Genomic DNA, 14,310 nt, shown 5'->3' on the forward strand with positions numbered 1-14,310 from the left:
CCCGCCGCCGGGGGGCGCCCCGATGGACGTCGACCTCGCCGCCGGTCTCGCCGCGATGTTCAAGGCCCTGGGTGACCCGGTGCGTCTGCGCCTCGTGAGCATCGTGGCCTCCTCCCCGGGCGGGGAGGCCTGCGTGTGCGACCTGCTGCAGGCCTTCGACCTGTCCCAGCCGACGGTCTCCCACCACCTCAAGGTGCTGCGCGGGGCCGGGCTGCTGACGTGCGAGCGGCGCGGGTCGTGGGTCTGGTACCGGGTCGTGCCGGCGGCGCTGGCGCAGATGGCAGCAGCACTGACCCCTGTCGACGACGCCGCGACGTCGTCCGCCGACGACCACCCGGTGGGGACGGTGCGCACGTGACGGTCCCGGTCACCGACCCGTCGGCGCCCGCGGGCGCCGTCGTCGGCAGGCTGTCGACGCTGGACCGGTGGCTGCCGGTGTGGATCGGCGTGGCGATGGTCGCCGGCCTGGGGCTCGGCCGGCTCGCGCCGGGCCTGGGCGGGGCGCTGGAGGCCGTGCAGGTCGACGGGGTCAGCCTGCCCATCGCGGTCGGGCTGCTGGTGATGATGTACCCGGTCCTGGCGAAGGTCCGCTACGACCGGGTCGCGGCCGTCACCGGTGACACGCGCCTGCTCGTCGCGTCGCTGGTGCTGAACTGGGTCCTGGGCCCGGCGTTGATGTTCGTCCTCGCCTGGGTCTTCCTGCCCGACCAGCCCGAGTACCGCACGGGCCTGGTCGTCGTGGGCCTGGCCCGCTGCATCGCCATGGTCGTCATCTGGAACGACCTGGCCTGCGGTGACCGCGAGGCCGCCGCCGTGCTCGTGGCGCTCAACTCGCTCTTCCAGGTGGTCGCCTTCGCCGCGCTCGGCTGGTTCTACCTGCAGGTGCTGCCCGGCTGGCTCGGCCTGCCGCAGAGCGGCATCGACGCCTCGCCGTGGGACATCGCCCGGTCGGTGCTGATCTTCCTCGGCATCCCCCTGCTGGCCGGGCTCGCCTCCCGCGTGCTCGGTGAGCGGGTCAAGGGCCGCGACTGGTACGAGAGCCGCTTCCTGCCCCGCGTCGGGCCCTTCGCCCTGTACGGGCTGCTCTTCACGATCGTCGTGCTCTTCGCCCTGCAGGGCGACCAGGTGCTGTCCGCACCGCTGGACGTCGCGCGGATCGCGCTGCCGCTGCTCGTGTACTTCGCGCTGATGTGGGGCGGCGGGTACGTCACCGGCGCCGCCCTCGGGCTGGGCTACGGGCGCACCACCACGCTCGCGTTCACCGCGGCCGGCAACAACTTCGAGCTGGCGATCGCCGTGGCCATCGCCACCTTCGGCGCGACCTCCGGCCAGGCCCTCGCCGGCGTCGTCGGCCCCCTCGTCGAGGTCCCCGTCCTCGTCGGCCTGGTCTACGTCAGCCTCGCGCTGCGGCGCCGCTCCGACCCCCACCGCCGGCTCCCGCCCCCCGCCGCTGACCCGGCCCTCGACCGCCCTGACGGCCCGACTGACCCGGAGGACCCCCGGTGACCGCTCCGCACGTGCTCTTCGTCTGCGTCAAGAACGGCGGCAAGTCCCAGATGGCCGCCGGCCTGATGCGCCGCGCCGTCGCCGCCCGCCCCGACGCCCCCGTCACCGTCTCCTCCGCCGGCACCAGGGCCGGCACCGCGCTCAACGCGCAGTCCGCGGAGTCGCTGGCCGAGGTCGGTGTCGACATCAGCGACCAGCGGCCCCGACAGCTCACCGACGACCTCGTCGCGGCGGCGGACCTCGTCGTCGTCCTCGGCGACGAGGCCCACGTCGACCCCGTCGACGGCACGCCCGTCGAGGTCTGGCGGACCGACGAGCCGTCGGCCCGCGGTGTCGAGGGCCTCGAGCGCATGCGGCTGGTCCGCGACGACATCGCCGCCCGCGTCGACGAGCTCCACCACCGCCTCACGCGCTGAGGGGTCGACCCGTCGGGCCGCCGCCCCGGGAGGTCAGGCCCAGGCCACCCCGCTCAGCTCCGCCAGCGTGTCCCAGTAGCGCGACGCCAGCTCGGGGTCGCGCGCGTTGTCCGGGACGACGGTGTACCCCGGAAGCCCCCGCAGCTGCTGGAAGCCCTTGGGCCCGTAGTAGCCGCCGCCCGTCGCCTGCGGCGAGGTGGCGGCGTAGACGACGGGGAGCGCGCCCACGGCCGGGTCCTGCCACATCGGCCGGACGAACCTGAAGCGACGGCCCTCGGTGGTGTCGGGGCCGGGCCCGTCGAGGACGATGTTGGTGCGCGCGGTCCCCGGGTGCGCCGCGATGCTCGTGACGCCCCACCCCCCGGCCGTGCTGCGGCGCTGCGCCTCGAACGCCATCAGCAGGTTCGCCAGCTTCGTGTCGTCGTAGGAGCGCTCGTAGCCGTAGGGGTCCTCCTGCTGCAGGTCGTCGAAGTCGATCGCCCCGGTGTGGCCGCGCAGGCTCGCCATCCACACCACGCGCGGCGCCGTGCCGTTCCGCAGCAGGGGGAGCAGCCGACCGGCCAGGGCGTAGGGGCCGAGGGCGTTGGTCGCGAAGGTGCGCTCGAAGCCGTCGACGCTGACCTCCCGGTCGACCCGGGCCATGACGCCGGCGTTGTTGACGAGGAGGTCGAGCCGGTCCCCGGTGTCGCCGAGGCGGGCGGCGAAGGAGCGGACCGAGCCGAGGTCGGCGAGGTCGAGCGTCTCGAAGGTGACCGCCGCGCCCGGCGCGGCCCGCCGGATGCGTCGCACGGCCTCCGCGCCCCGCTCGGCGTCGCGCGAGGCGATGGTCACGTCGGCGCCCGCCCCGGCCAGCAGGAGGGCCTGGTGGTAGCCGAGGCCGCTGCGGCCGTCCGCGGGGTAGCCGTTCGCGCCCGTCACCACGGCGCGGCGGCCGTCCTGCCGAGGGACGTCCGCCGCGGTCCAGTCCGGGATCTCCGCCCCGGGGGAGGTCAGCCGGGCCCCGCCGTACCCGGCGCCACCGGCGGCCAGCGCCACCACCGGCAGCCGGAGGACGGACCGCCGCGACACCGGCCGGGAGCTCGCCCCGCCCTCGTCGCCGCGGTGCTCCGCCGCGGTGCCGGTCGTGGCGGACGGCGGGACGTCGGACGGGCGGCGGGGCATGGCGGACCTCCGGGGTCGTCGTGGTGGGGCCGTCCACGTCGACGACGCGACGGCGAGGCCCCACCGTCCGCGCCGCGCAGCACCGGAGCCAGGGCCCGTCGGTCAGCGGCTCGGGGAGCCGTGCCCGCCGCGGGCCGCCCCCTGCAGACCCGTGCGCACCCGTCCCGGGCGGCGGGAGCCGCCGGCGCACAGGGGGCCCGGCGGTCCGCGGTCCCGCAGGTCCCTTGTCGGCGTCCTCGGGGCGGCCGATGGTCGGGGCGTCCACCCGCCGCACGACCCCCCGCCCCGGAGGACCCGATGACCGACCCGACCGGGACCGCGGTACCCCCGGGCCCCTCGACCGGCGGTGGCCCGGCCGCCGGCACGAGCGCCCCTGCGTCGTCGGGACGTCGGCGGGCGGCGACGTCCGCGCTCGTCGCCGCGCTGGCGGCGACGGCGGTGCTGACGCTCTCCCCGACGGGGGCGGGGTGGACCTGGGCCCCGCCCGTCGAGGAGCTGCGCTGGTACGCGGCGGGCCTGGGCCGCCCCGGCACGCTCGTGCAGCTGCTGGGCAACCTGCTCCTCCTCGTGCCCGCGGCCCTGGCGGCGTCGCGGCTGCGGCCCGGCCCGGCCCACGTGCCGGCGCTCGTGGCGTCGGCGGCCGGGGTCGCCGTCGCGGTGGAGGTGCTGCAGCTCGTGACGGCCGCCGGCCGGGTCGTCTCCCCGGTGGACGCGCTCCTCAACACCGCCGGGGCCGCTGCCGCCGTGGTGGTGGCCGCGGCCGTGACGGTGCCGTCCCGGCGGCGTCGGGCGCCCGGCGACGGTCCCCGGGGCCCGGCCCCTGCGCCCGTGGCCCACGGCCGGTCGCCGGTGACGTCGCCGGGGTGACCGCCGGGACGAGGAGCCGGGCCCGCGCCGGCTCAGGCCGCCCCAGCGCGGCCCCTGCCCTCGCGCCCGACGACGTCCGGCGCCCCGAGCCACGGCGAGAGCCCGTCGTCGCCCGCCGGCCACCCGGCCGCGAGCTCGGCCGGCGTCGCCAGCACCTCCTCGAAGACCCGGCGCACCTGCTCCGGCGCGGCCCCGTCCGGGTCCTCCTCCTCCGGGTGTCCCGTGCGCCCGGTGACGAGCAGCCGCGTGACGGGCGGGCCGCCGGCGGCCGGCAGCCCGGGCCCGGCGAGCGGGCCGATGCTCAGCTGGCCGCCCGCGCCGTCCCAGGCGCAAGCCGTGCCCGGCCGGGTGGGCACCCAGAAGGTGCCGCGCGCCCGCAGCGGGCTGCCGCCCAGCTCGGCGGCCCGGTCGACGAGACGGCCCGGGTGCAGGGGCCGGCTCGACTCGAGCAGCAGCGTCCACACCCCGTGCTCGTCGGGGACGCCCGGGTGCCGCAGCCGGCGGAGGTCGCTGCGCGCGCCCCGCACGGCCGCGGGCCGCCGCGGCGCGAGCACCTCGGCGCCGGTCGCCTCGTGCAGCCGCAGCACCTCCGCCCGGGCGCCGGCCAGGTGGCGCAGGGCCGCCCCCGCCGCGGGGGAGGGCGGGCCGTCGAGGAGGACGACGTCCGCCTCCTCGAGCTGCCGGGCCACGACCTCGCCGACGGACCGCTCGTCGACCTCGTCGAGGCCCAGCCCGCGCTCGAGCAGCAGGTCGTCGCCGAAGAGGTCGGGCACGACGGCGCCGGCCGCGGCCACGGCCACGACGCCGTCCAGGTGCACCACCTCGGCGACGGCCCGTCCCGCCACCTCGCCGTTCGCCAGCGCCATGACGGCCGGCACGGGCTCCGCCGTCACGGGCAGCACGAGGACGACGCGGCGCCACCGGCCGTCCCGCGCGGCGGCGACGACGGCGGGCAGCGCGTCCTCGCGCAGCGCGCACGAGAGGCAGGAGTGCTCGAGGGCGACCGTGACGTCCTCGACGACGCCGGTCGCGTCGACGACCACCCGCCGCAGGCCGTCCTCGCGGTGCGGTCCGAGGTCGTGCCGCACGACGACGACCCCCGGCTCGTCGCAGAGGAGCCCGCCGACGGCGGCGTCGCGCAGGACGCCGTCGGCGGAGACGACGACCGTCACCGGGGTGGTGCGGCGTCCGCGCCGCACGAGCCGGCTCACGGCCGCCGGCCGTAGCGGCGGCGGAACTTCTCCACGCGGCCCTCGGCGTCCAGCACGCGGGCGTTGCCCGTCCAGAACGGGTGGCTGGCCGCGGAGACGTCGACGTCGACGACGGGGTACGTCCGGCCGTCCTCCCACTCGACGACGGCGCCGCCCGCGCGGCCGGCCAGCGTCGAGCGCGAGAGGAAGGAGACCCCCGCCGAGCGGTCGCGGAAGACGACGGGTCCGTAGGGCGGGTGCGTGCCGGGCTTCATGGCGGCTCCTCAATCGATGAGAACGGTTCCCGTTTACGGTAGCGTCCTCCCCGTCGCGGCGTTACCACGCCGTCCGCCGGATCGAGAGGACCCAGCCATGCCCGCCCGCTGCCAGGTGACCGGGGCCGTGCCGAGCTTCGGCAACGCCATCTCGCACTCCCACCGGCGCACCTCGCGCACGTGGAGGCCGAACGTCCAGCGCCGCACCTACTGGGTGCCGAGCCTCCGCCGGAAGGTCCGGCTGCAGGTCAGCACGACCGGCATCAAGGTCATCGACCGGCGGGGCATCGACGTCGTCGTCGCGGAGCTGCTCGCCCGGGGGGAGAAGGTCTGATGGCCGCGAGGAGCGCCGACGTCCGCCCGATCATCAAGCTCCGCTCGACAGCGGGGACCGGCTTCACGTACGTGACGCGCAAGAACCGTCGCAACGACCCGGACCGGCTCGTGCTGAGGAAGTACGACCCGGTCGTCCGCCGGCACGTCGACTTCCGCGAGGAGCGCTGAGATGGCGAAGAAGAGCAAGGTCGCGAAGGACGCGCAGCGGCGCGAGGTGGTGGCTCGGCACGCCGAGCGACGGGCGGTCCTGAAGCGCACCGCCGTCTCGCCGCACCTCACCGAGGAGGAGCGCGCCGCCGCACGCCTCGCGCTGCAGCGGATGCCGCGCGACGCGAGCCCCACCCGGCTGCGCAACCGCGACGCCGTCGACGGGCGCCCCCGCGGTCACCTGCGGACGTTCGGGCTGTCGCGCGTGCGGTTCCGGCAGATGGCCCTCGACGGGCAGTTGCCGGGCATCACGAAGTCCAGCTGGTAGCCGCGCGGGGCCCGCGGCCGGCGGGCGGCCCGGCAGGATGGCCGCCCGTGACGGAGCCCGGACCCCCTGCTGCGGGCACGGTCCCGAGAGGGTCCGCCCGCTCGGGCCGGTACGCCGCGCTGGACGTCGCCCGCGGTCTGGCGATCCTCGGGACCCTCGCCACCAACGTCTGGATCTTCACGGCGTCGGCGGGGCTCGCCGGCTACGTCGTCGGCACGGCCGACGGGACGCCGCCCGGCTGGCGCGCGCTGGAGCTCGTCTGCCAGCAGCTCGCCACCGGCAAGTTCCTCGGGCTGCTCACGGTGCTCTTCGGCGTCGGGCTCGAGCTGCAGCGCCGCACCGCGCTCCGGGCGGGCCGGCCCTGGCCGGGCCGGTACCCCGTACGGGCCGGGCTGCTCCTGCTCGACGGGACGCTGCACTTCCTCCTGCTCGCCGAGTTCGACGTGCTGATGGGCTACGCCGTCGTCGGTCTCGTCGTCGCGTACCTGCTGGCCACGTCGGAGCGGGCCCAGCGGACGTGGTTCACCGTCGCGCTCGCGGTGCACGCGCTGCTGCTCGCCGCGGTGGGCCTGGCGCTGGCGCTCGTCCCGCCCGGCGACGTCAGCCCCGAGGAGGAGGCCGACCTCGCCGCCGAGGCGGCGGTGTACGCCGACGGCTCGTTCCTCGACCTCGTCGCCCACCGCCTCGACAACCTCGTCCTCTTCCGGGCCGAGCCGGTCTTCATCACGGCGCTCACGGTCGCCGCCTTCCTGCTCGGTGCCCGGCTCCTGCGCGCCGGCCTCCTCGAGGACCGCGGGGCCGGGCTGCGCCGCCGGCTGCTGGTCGCGGGTGCCGTCGCGCTCGTCGTCGACCTCGCCCTCGGCCTCGGGTGGCCCGCGGCGGGCGTCGTCCTCACCCGGTACGGGACGGCGCCCGTCGTCGCGCTCGGGCTCCTCGCCCTCGTCGTCGAGGTGGTCCGGCGGCGCGGCGCGCCGGGGTGGGCGCGGCGCCGCCTCGCCGAGGTCGGCCGGACGGCGCTGTCCTGCTACGTGCTCCAGAACCTCGTGGCCTCGGTGCTCTGCTACGGCTGGGGCCTCGGGCTCGCCGCCCGGGTGGGCGAGCCGGGGCGCGTCCCGCTCACCGTCGGGGTCTACGGCGTCGTCGTGGCCGTCGTCCTGCTCGCCGCCCACCTCTGGGTCCGGCGCTGGGGCCGCGGGCCGCTCGAGGCCGTCACCCAGCGCGCCGCCCGGGCCCTCGGCGCCCGCTGAGCCGAGGTGGCAGCCCCTCGACGCGGAAGAGCGCGACGAGGGGCTGCCACCTCGCCGACGACCCCTTGACCCCGTCACCTGCCCGGCGGACGCTGGTCGGGTCCCGACGGCGCGGCCCCGGCCGCGCCGCGCCCCCGAGGCCCGCGCGGACGCGCGGGGAGGAGCCCGTCGTGTGCCGGAGCATCAAGCCGCTGCAGAACCTCGCGCCGCCCGCCACGCCCACGGAGGTGCACGAGGCGGCGCTGCAGTACGTCCGCAAGCTCGCCGGCACCACCCGGCCCTCGCAGGCCAACGCGGAGGTCTTCGCCCGGGCCGTCGCCGAGGTCGAGGCGGCGACGGCCCGTCTGCTCGACGGGCTCGTCACCTCCGCGCCGGCCCGCGACCGCGAGGTGGAGGCCGAGAAGGCCCGCGCCCGGTCCGCGGCACGCTTCGCCTCCTGACCCCCGCGTCCTCCGGCGCCGGGCGGCGCCCCTGTGGGACGCTCCGCCGGTGCGGGTGCTCGTGGCCACCGTCCCCCTGCAGGGGCACACCGGGCCGCTCCTGCCGCTCGTGCGGGAGCTGGTCGCCCGGGGCCACGACGTGCGCTGGCTCACCGCGGCGGCGCACCGCCCGCTCGTCGAGGAGGCCGGGGCCCGTCACCTGCCGCTGACGGGGGGCCAGGAGGAGGCCGCCGCCGCCTGGCTGCGCCGCGAGCCGGGCCGCTGGTCGCCCCAGGTGCTCCGGCTGGCCGCCGACCTCGAGCACCTCTTCATCCGGACGCTGCCCGCCTGGGTGGCCGACCTCGAGGCCGCCGCGGCCGCGGCGCCGGTGGACGTCGTCGTCGGCGACGTCGGCCTCGCCGAGGCCCTGCGCGCGGCCCACGAGCGGGGCGGTGCGCCCTTCGTCACGGTGGGCGTCTCGCCCCTCCTCCTGCACGACGGCGAGACGGCGCCCTACGGCCTCGGCCTGCCGCCGCCGCGGGGGCGGCTGGGACGCTGCCGCGTCCTCGCCCTCGAGGCCGTCGTCCACCGCGGTGTCATGCGGCGGGCCGTCCACGCCCTCGCCGAGGAGCGTCGCGGGCTGGGCCTGCCGGAGCACACCGCCGGGGTGCAGCTCGGCCCCGTCTCGCCCTTCCTCCACCTGCAGTCGGGCGTGCCCTCCCTGGAGTACCCGCGGCGCGCGCTGCCGGGGTCCCTGCGCTTCCTCGGCCACCTCGCGCCCCCGGTGCCGCCGGGCCTGCGCCGGGCCCGCCCGCCGTGGGAGGCCGAGGTGTCGGCGGCGCACGCGGCGGGGCGCCCCGTCGTCCTCGTGACCCAGGGCACCGTGGCCACCGACCCCGGCCAGCTGCTGCGACCGGCGGTGCGCGGGCTCACGGGGAACGGGTACCTCGTCGTCGTGGGCACCGGCGTGGTGGGCCGCACGACGCTGCCCTTCGCCCTCCCGGAGCGCGCCGCCCGGGCCGACGACGTCCGCGTGGGCGGCTTCCTGCCGGTCCCCGACCTCCTGCCGCACGTCGACGTCGTCGTGACGAACGGCGGCTACGGCGGCGTGCAGGCGGCGCTCGCCGCCGGGGTGCCGCTCGTCGTGGCGGGCCGCAGCGAGGACAAGGCCGAGGTCGCCGCCCGGGTGGCGTGGGCGGGAGCCGGTCTCGACCTGCGCACGCAGACGCCGTCCGCCCGCCAGGTGGCGCGCGCCGTCGCGCGCGTCCTCGACGACCCCCGCTACCGGGCGCGCGCGCGGGCGCTGGCGGCCGAGTACGCCGCCCTCGACGCGCCCGTTCGCGGGGCGGGCCTGCTCGAGGAGCTCGTCGGGGGGACGACGCCGCGGCCGCCCGTGCAGGCCCGGCAGCGCCGCCGGCGCGACCGGGTCCGCCAGCCCTGGTGAGGGCGGTCAGCCGCCCAGCCGGTCGACGCCGAAGGCCGTGAGGAAGCCCAGCGTCGTCACGAGGCCGGTCAGCAGGTGGGTGCGCTCGACCGCCTCGGGGACCATCGTGTCGACGACCATGGCGAGGATGGCGCCGGCCGCGACGGTGGTGATGAAGGCGACGACCGCGGGCGACGCGGACTGCAGCGCCAGGTAGCCGACCGTCGCGGACAGGCCGCTCGCCAGCGCGATGCCGCTCCAGACGCCGAAGACGTACCGGGCGCTGCGGCCGCCCCGCTTCATGCCGGCCGAGCTCGAGAGCCCCTCCGGCACGTTGGAGATGACGACGGCCGCGAGCACCGCGGGGCTGACGGTCCCCCCGCCGACCAGGCCCAGGCCGAGCACCACGGACTCGGGGATGCCGTCGAGCAGCGCCCCGAGCGCGATGGCCGTGCCGCTTCCGCCCTGCTCGCCCTCCGAGGGCTGCTGCCCGCCGGAGCGCTTGCGGTGCCGGGCGCCCCGCCGGGCGAGGGCCGCGTTGGCGGCGACGTAGGTGACGGCGCCCGCGAGGAACCCGCCGGCCGCCGGCAGGAGACCGCCGCTCTCCGTGGCCTCCTCGACGAGCTCGAACGCGAGCGCGGAGATGAGGACCCCGGCGCCGAAGGCCATGACGAGCGCCACGACGGGCTGCGGGACCCGCACCTTCCACGCCACGAGCGCGCCGACGAGCAGCGCCGCCCCGCCGCCCAGCCCCCACAGGCCGGCCTCGAGCCATCCGGGCACGTCGTCCTCCGTCGGGTCTCGTCAGCCACGCAGGGCCCGGCGCGCGCGGCGCCGGGCCCTGCGGGTGCTCGTCCCGCCGGCGGACGCCGGCGGGACGGTGGTGCGGTGGTGCGGTCAGTGCTGGCCGTGCTGCCGGCGCGCGTCCTCGGCCTGGCCCCGGGCCTCGCCCCGGACCTGCTGCGCCTGGTCCTGCGCCTCGCCGCGGACGTCCTGCGCCCGCGACGACGCCTCGTCCTTGACCTCCTGGGCCCCGGACTGCGCCGTCTCCTTGACGGACTGCGCGGCCTGCTGCGCCGGCTCCTTCAGCTGCTGCGCGGCGTCGGTGGCGGCGCCCTTGACGTCCTCCACGAGCGGCTGCGCCTTCTCCTTGGCCTGCTGCGCGGCCTCCTGCTCCTTGCGGCTCGTCGGGAGCAGCGCGGCGGCGAGCATGCCCGCCCCGAAGGCGATGACGCCGGCGGCCAGGGGGTTGCCGCGGGTGCGGGCCTTGACCTGGTCCGGGGCGCCGGCCGCGGCGTCCTTGACGGACGACGTCGCCGAGCCGGTGCTGCTGGACGCGTCGTGGGCGGCACCCATGACGCGCTCCTTGAGGTCGGTGACCCGGCCCTTGACCTTGTCGGTCTGGCGGTGGACCTGCGTCGAGGGGCTCGCCTCGTGGCCCAGCTCGTCGACGTCGGCGGACAGGGCCGCGCGGGTGCGCTCGATCTCGGCGCGGATCTCGTCGGGGGACTGGCTCATCGGTTCTGCTCCTCGTGGCCCTTGGCGGCGTTCGGGATCTTCTGGAGGGTCTCCTGCGTCTGCGGGAGGCCCTTCGCGGACTTCAGCGAGCGCCGGCCCACGACGGCGAGGACGGCGGCGACGACGGCCCACAGGAGGGCCACCACGAGACCGGACCAGCCGTTCCCGATGGCGGTGCCGAGGCCCCACCAGAGGGCGACGGACAGGAAGAGCAGGACGAAGTGGCCGGCGACGCCGGCTCCGCCCAGCAGGCCTGCGCCCTTGCCGGCGCTGGACGCCGACTCCTTGGCCTCGGCCTTGGCGAGCGCGACCTCCTGGCGCAGCAGTGTCGAGAGGTCCTCGGTCACCGCCCGCAGCAGGTCGCCGATGGAGCGGTGGTCGTCGCCGCCCGTGCCCGGCGCGGTGCGGAGGGGGCCGTCGGCGGGGGTGCTCACAGGACCCCTCGGTGGACGTCGGCCGACGTGGTGTCCGCGAGCGAGGGCAGCGTCGGGGCGCCGGGCGTCGTCGTCGTGCCGGCGGCGCCGGTGGCCGTCGTCGTCCCCACCGCGGCGGTGCCGTAGGTGGGGGCGGCGGTGGTGCCGGTGCCCGTGGAGGTGCCGGCGGTCGTCGACGACGAGCTGTCGTCGGACGCGTCCTTGAGACCGCGGGCCAGGCGGCCGGCGAGGAGGCCGGCGCCCGCGGCGAGGGCCAGGAAGGCCCCGGGGCGCCGGGCCGCGAAGGAGCGGACGTCCCGCAGGAGGCCGTCGGTGTCACGGTCGCCGAGCCAGCGGGCGGCCTCGTCGACGCGGTCGGCCGCCTGGCGCGCCAGGTCGGTCACGGGGCCCTGCTGGTCCGTGCCGTCGACCATGCCGCGGAGCTCGGTCGTCACGGCGCGCAGGCCCTGCGCGGCGCGCTGCTGCTGCTCGCCGGCGTGCTGGGTGAGCTGGCTGCGGCCCTCGCGGTAGAGGTCCTTCGCCTGGGCGGCGGCCTCGTCCTTGACGTCGGCGGCCTTGGCCTGGGCGGTGCCGGCGACCTCGCGGCCGGCGTCCTTCGCGGTGCCGGCGACCTGGGAGCCGGCGTCCTTCGCGGTGCCGGCCACCTGGCCGGCGCGCTGCTGCGCCTCGTCGCGGGCGGCGGACGCCGTCGCGGAGGCGTCCGAGCCGGTGCTGCCGGTGCTGCCGGTGCGGGGGTCCGGGGCGCGGTGGGCCGCGGACGGGTCGGTGCTGTCGTGGCTCATGGGCCTGGGGTCCTTCCGAGGGGGCGGGTCGCGCCCGCTGGGTCGTCGGTGCCCACCACGACGACGCGCCGGAGGGCGCGGGAGGGGTGGGGGACCGGGGCCCGGGGCGTCGACGGTCCGGGCGCCGCTGCTGGGCCACGGGGTCGACGGGGGTCGCGCGCTTCTGCACGACCGGTCGCGCCCACCATGGCCCGGTGCCGTGCGGCCTGCACCTCGGACGGCCCGCAGCGCCCGCGTCCCGCCCCGTCCGGGGCCGGCTCAGCCGGGGACGGCCAGCCCGCTGCGGAAGGCCCACACGACCGTCTGGAGCCGGTCGGCGGTGCCGAGCTTCGTCATCGCCCTCCCGAGGTGGGACTTCACCGTGCTCACCTCGACGACGAGCTCCGCGGCGATCTCCGCGTTGGTGAGGCCCCGGGCGAGCAGCACGACGACGTCGCGCTCGCGGGGGGTCAGGAGGTCGACCTCGGGGGCCGAGGGAGCAGGAGCCGGTGCGCGGCGGGCGAACTCGCTGATGACCCGCCGCGTGACGGCGGAGTCCACGAGGCCGTCGCCGGCGGCCAGCCGGCGCACCGCCGCCACGAGCTCCTCGGGCTCGCAGTCCTTGAGGAGGAAGCCGCTGGCCCCCGCCTCCAGGGCGCCGAAGACGTACTCGTCGAGGTCGAAGGTCGTGACGACGAGGACGGCCGGCGGCCGCGACCCGTCCTCGCCGCGGTGCTCGCCGACGATGCGCCGGGTCGCCGTCAGGCCGTCGCCGCCGGGCATCCGCACGTCCATGACGACGACGTCGGGGCGCACGGCCCGCGCGGCGGCCACCGCCTGGGCGCCGGAGGACGCCTCGGCGACGACCTCGAGGTCGCCGGCGTCCTCGAGCAGCACGCGGAAGCCCGCGCGCACCACCGCCTGGTCGTCCACGAGCAGCACGCGGGTCATGCGGGCACCTCCTCGTCGCCGGGGTCGCGGGGCCCGTCGGGCACGGGCACGTGCAGCGTGACGCGCCACCCGCCGTCGGGCGTCGGCCCGGCGGCGAGCCGGCCGCCGACGAGCGCCGCGCGCTCGCGCATCACCGCCAGGCCGGTGCCGCCGCCCCGCACGCCGGGCGCGGCCGCCGGCCCGTTGACGACGTCGAGCGCCAGCTCGGGTCCCGCGACGGCGAGCGCCAGCCGCACGGGCGCGCCCGGCGCGTGCTGGCGGGCGTTGGTCAGGGCCTGCTGGGCGACGCGGAAGACCGAGGCGTCCGCCAGCGGCGGCAGCACGGGCAGCCGGGGCGGCACGTCGACGAGGAGCGCGTCCCCCGCCTCCCGTGCCTGGGCGACGAGGTCGTCGAGGGCGTCGAGGCCGGGCAGCGGGGCCCGGGCGGCGGCGTCGCCCAGGGGCTCGCCCGCGGGACCGCGCAGCAGCCCCACGGCCTGCCGCAGGTCGGCCAGCGTCTGCTTGCCCTGCTCGCGCAGCCAGGCCGCGCCCTCGCGGGCCGCCGCCGGGTCGCGCCCCACGAGCCGCTCGACGGCCGCCGCCTGGACGACCATGCCCGAGAGGTGGTGCGCGGCGACGTCGTGCAGCTCGCGCGCCAGCCGCGAGCGCTCGGCCGCGACGGCCGCCCGGACCCGTTCCTGCTGACCGGCCTCCGCGGCGGCGGCCTCCGCGCGCAGCAGGTGCAGGTAGCGCCGCCGGGTGGCGACGTGGAGCCCGACGGCGACGGCCACGGCCCCGCTCACGGCGGCGGACAGCGCGTTGAGACCGACGGACGTGGCCACGTCCTGGCCGGTCGTCGCGGCCGCCACCCCCGCCGTCGCCGTCTCGACGACGACGGCGACGGCGAGGGCGGCCCCGGCCCGACGGACGGTGAGCAGGACGCCCGCCGTGTACCAGGCGACCACCGGCGCGAGGGCGCGCAGCGTCTCCTCGGGGGCCACGGCCGCGAGGAGGGCCTGGCAGCCCACGACGGCGGCGAGGCACCACGGGAGCGCCGTGCGTCGCACGCACAGGGCGGCGCCCTGGACCGCCGCGACCGCGGCGAGCCACCCCGCGCTCCCGCGGTGGACGGAGGCCTCCTCCGGCCCGAGGAGGTCGGCCGGCAGGAGCGCCGGCAGGGCGAGGGTGATCGCCGTCGTCAGGACGACGACCACCACGGCGAGGAGGGCGTCCCGCCCGAGGACCGTCCGGACGCCCCGCTCCTCGAGGAGGTCGTCGAGGCGGCCGCGGGAGACGTCGACGGGTCCGTCGTCCGTCGCCCCCCACCGCGTCACCCGCCCATCCTGGCGCCC

Annotated in this window: 19 protein-coding genes; 10 read left to right on the forward strand and 9 right to left on the reverse strand. The window is 78.1% G+C overall.

The genetic code is table 11. The features are described from left to right. Positions 1-22: 22 nt before the first annotated feature. The 3 genes from EDC03_RS14475 to EDC03_RS14485 are packed head-to-tail and all read left to right on the forward strand — an operon-like array spanning position 23 to position 1,922. Complete coding sequence (locus EDC03_RS14475) at positions 23-358, forward strand: ArsR/SmtB family transcription factor (RefSeq protein WP_123381082.1); 336 nt, start codon at positions 23-25, stop codon at positions 356-358. Then, positions 355-1,506 carry an ACR3 family arsenite efflux transporter gene (gene arsB / locus EDC03_RS14480; protein ID WP_123380975.1) on the forward strand — a complete coding sequence of 384 codons (1,152 nt, stop codon included), beginning with the start codon at positions 355-357 and terminating at the stop codon, positions 1,504-1,506. Before EDC03_RS14475 ends, arsB begins: the two co-directional genes overlap by 4 nt. Further along, positions 1,503-1,922 carry an arsenate-mycothiol transferase ArsC gene (locus tag EDC03_RS14485; protein WP_123380976.1) on the forward strand — a complete coding sequence of 140 codons (420 nt, stop codon included), beginning with the start codon at positions 1,503-1,505 and terminating at the stop codon, positions 1,920-1,922. The genes arsB and EDC03_RS14485 overlap by 4 nt, the downstream gene beginning before the upstream one ends. Before the next feature lie 33 nt (positions 1,923-1,955). Here EDC03_RS14485 and EDC03_RS14490 read toward each other — a convergent pair whose 3' ends face one another. Further along, complete coding sequence (locus tag EDC03_RS14490; RefSeq protein WP_123380977.1) at positions 1,956-3,083, reverse strand: oxidoreductase; 1,128 nt, start codon at positions 3,081-3,083, stop codon at positions 1,956-1,958. A gap of 297 nt (positions 3,084-3,380) precedes the next feature. On the opposite strand from EDC03_RS14490, the gene EDC03_RS14495 reads away from it, so the two are divergent. Continuing rightward, entirely contained in the window at positions 3,381-3,950 is a 570-nt protein-coding gene (locus EDC03_RS14495; protein WP_123380978.1) for a VanZ family protein, read from the forward strand. A 32-nt stretch (positions 3,951-3,982) separates the two neighbouring features. Here the strand turns inward: EDC03_RS14495 and EDC03_RS14500 are convergent, their stop codons facing one another. Further along, positions 3,983-5,161, reverse strand: coding sequence for a GTP-binding protein (locus tag EDC03_RS14500; protein ID WP_158674321.1), 1,179 nt, complete (start codon positions 5,159-5,161; stop codon positions 3,983-3,985). Continuing rightward, entirely contained in the window at positions 5,158-5,415 is a 258-nt protein-coding gene (locus EDC03_RS14505) for a type B 50S ribosomal protein L31 (RefSeq protein ID WP_123380980.1), read from the reverse strand. Before EDC03_RS14505 ends, EDC03_RS14500 begins: the two co-directional genes overlap by 4 nt. 97 nt (positions 5,416-5,512) lie before the next feature. Here EDC03_RS14505 and rpmB point away from each other — a divergent pair, with 97 nt between their 5' ends. The 6 genes from rpmB (at position 5,513) to EDC03_RS14535 (ending at position 9,336) form a co-directional block, all read left to right on the forward strand. After that, positions 5,513-5,749, forward strand: a complete 237-nt coding sequence (gene rpmB, locus EDC03_RS14510) for a 50S ribosomal protein L28 (protein WP_123380981.1) — start codon at positions 5,513-5,515, stop codon at positions 5,747-5,749. Next, positions 5,749-5,919: a 50S ribosomal protein L33 gene (rpmG, locus tag EDC03_RS14515; protein ID WP_123380982.1), complete on the forward strand. Its 171-nt coding sequence runs from the start codon at positions 5,749-5,751 to the stop codon at positions 5,917-5,919. Before rpmB ends, rpmG begins: the two co-directional genes overlap by 1 nt. Position 5,920: 1 nt before the next feature. Next, on the forward strand, positions 5,921-6,226 hold the full coding sequence (rpsN, locus tag EDC03_RS14520) for a 30S ribosomal protein S14 (RefSeq protein WP_123380983.1): 306 nt from the start codon (positions 5,921-5,923) through the stop codon (positions 6,224-6,226). 47 nt (positions 6,227-6,273) lie between these two features. Then, positions 6,274-7,473, forward strand: a complete 1,200-nt coding sequence (locus EDC03_RS14525; RefSeq protein WP_123380984.1) for a DUF418 domain-containing protein — start codon at positions 6,274-6,276, stop codon at positions 7,471-7,473. 170 nt (positions 7,474-7,643) lie between these two features. Beyond that, entirely contained in the window at positions 7,644-7,913 is a 270-nt protein-coding gene (locus EDC03_RS14530) for a DUF2277 domain-containing protein (RefSeq protein ID WP_123380985.1), read from the forward strand. 49 nt (positions 7,914-7,962) lie between these two features. Then, positions 7,963-9,336: a glycosyltransferase gene (locus EDC03_RS14535; RefSeq protein WP_123380986.1), complete on the forward strand. Its 1,374-nt coding sequence runs from the start codon at positions 7,963-7,965 to the stop codon at positions 9,334-9,336. A 6-nt stretch (positions 9,337-9,342) separates the two neighbouring features. Here the strand turns inward: EDC03_RS14535 and EDC03_RS14540 are convergent, their stop codons facing one another. The 6 genes from EDC03_RS14540 to EDC03_RS14565 all read right to left on the reverse strand — a co-directional run bounded on the left by EDC03_RS14540 (position 9,343) and on the right by EDC03_RS14565 (position 14,292). Then, entirely contained in the window at positions 9,343-10,098 is a 756-nt protein-coding gene (locus EDC03_RS14540) for a ZIP family metal transporter (RefSeq protein WP_123380987.1), read from the reverse strand. Between the two features lie 114 nt (positions 10,099-10,212). Beyond that, positions 10,213-10,833 carry a DUF3618 domain-containing protein gene (locus EDC03_RS14545; protein ID WP_123380988.1) on the reverse strand — a complete coding sequence of 207 codons (621 nt, stop codon included), beginning with the start codon at positions 10,831-10,833 and terminating at the stop codon, positions 10,213-10,215. Further along, positions 10,830-11,267, reverse strand: a complete 438-nt coding sequence (locus tag EDC03_RS14550) for a phage holin family protein (RefSeq protein WP_123380989.1) — start codon at positions 11,265-11,267, stop codon at positions 10,830-10,832. Before EDC03_RS14550 ends, EDC03_RS14545 begins: the two co-directional genes overlap by 4 nt. Beyond that, positions 11,264-12,049: a hypothetical protein gene (locus tag EDC03_RS14555; RefSeq protein ID WP_123380990.1), complete on the reverse strand. Its 786-nt coding sequence runs from the start codon at positions 12,047-12,049 to the stop codon at positions 11,264-11,266. The genes EDC03_RS14550 and EDC03_RS14555 overlap by 4 nt, the downstream gene beginning before the upstream one ends. Positions 12,050-12,307: 258 nt before the next feature. Continuing rightward, positions 12,308-12,979, reverse strand: coding sequence for a response regulator transcription factor (locus EDC03_RS14560; RefSeq protein WP_123380991.1), 672 nt, complete (start codon positions 12,977-12,979; stop codon positions 12,308-12,310). Further along, complete coding sequence (locus EDC03_RS14565; protein WP_123380992.1) at positions 12,976-14,292, reverse strand: sensor histidine kinase; 1,317 nt, start codon at positions 14,290-14,292, stop codon at positions 12,976-12,978. Before EDC03_RS14565 ends, EDC03_RS14560 begins: the two co-directional genes overlap by 4 nt. Positions 14,293-14,310: the final 18 nt, after the last annotated feature.

Source organism: Pseudokineococcus lusitanus, from assembly GCF_003751265.1.
GTDB lineage: Bacteria > Actinomycetota > Actinomycetes > Actinomycetales > Quadrisphaeraceae > Pseudokineococcus > Pseudokineococcus lusitanus.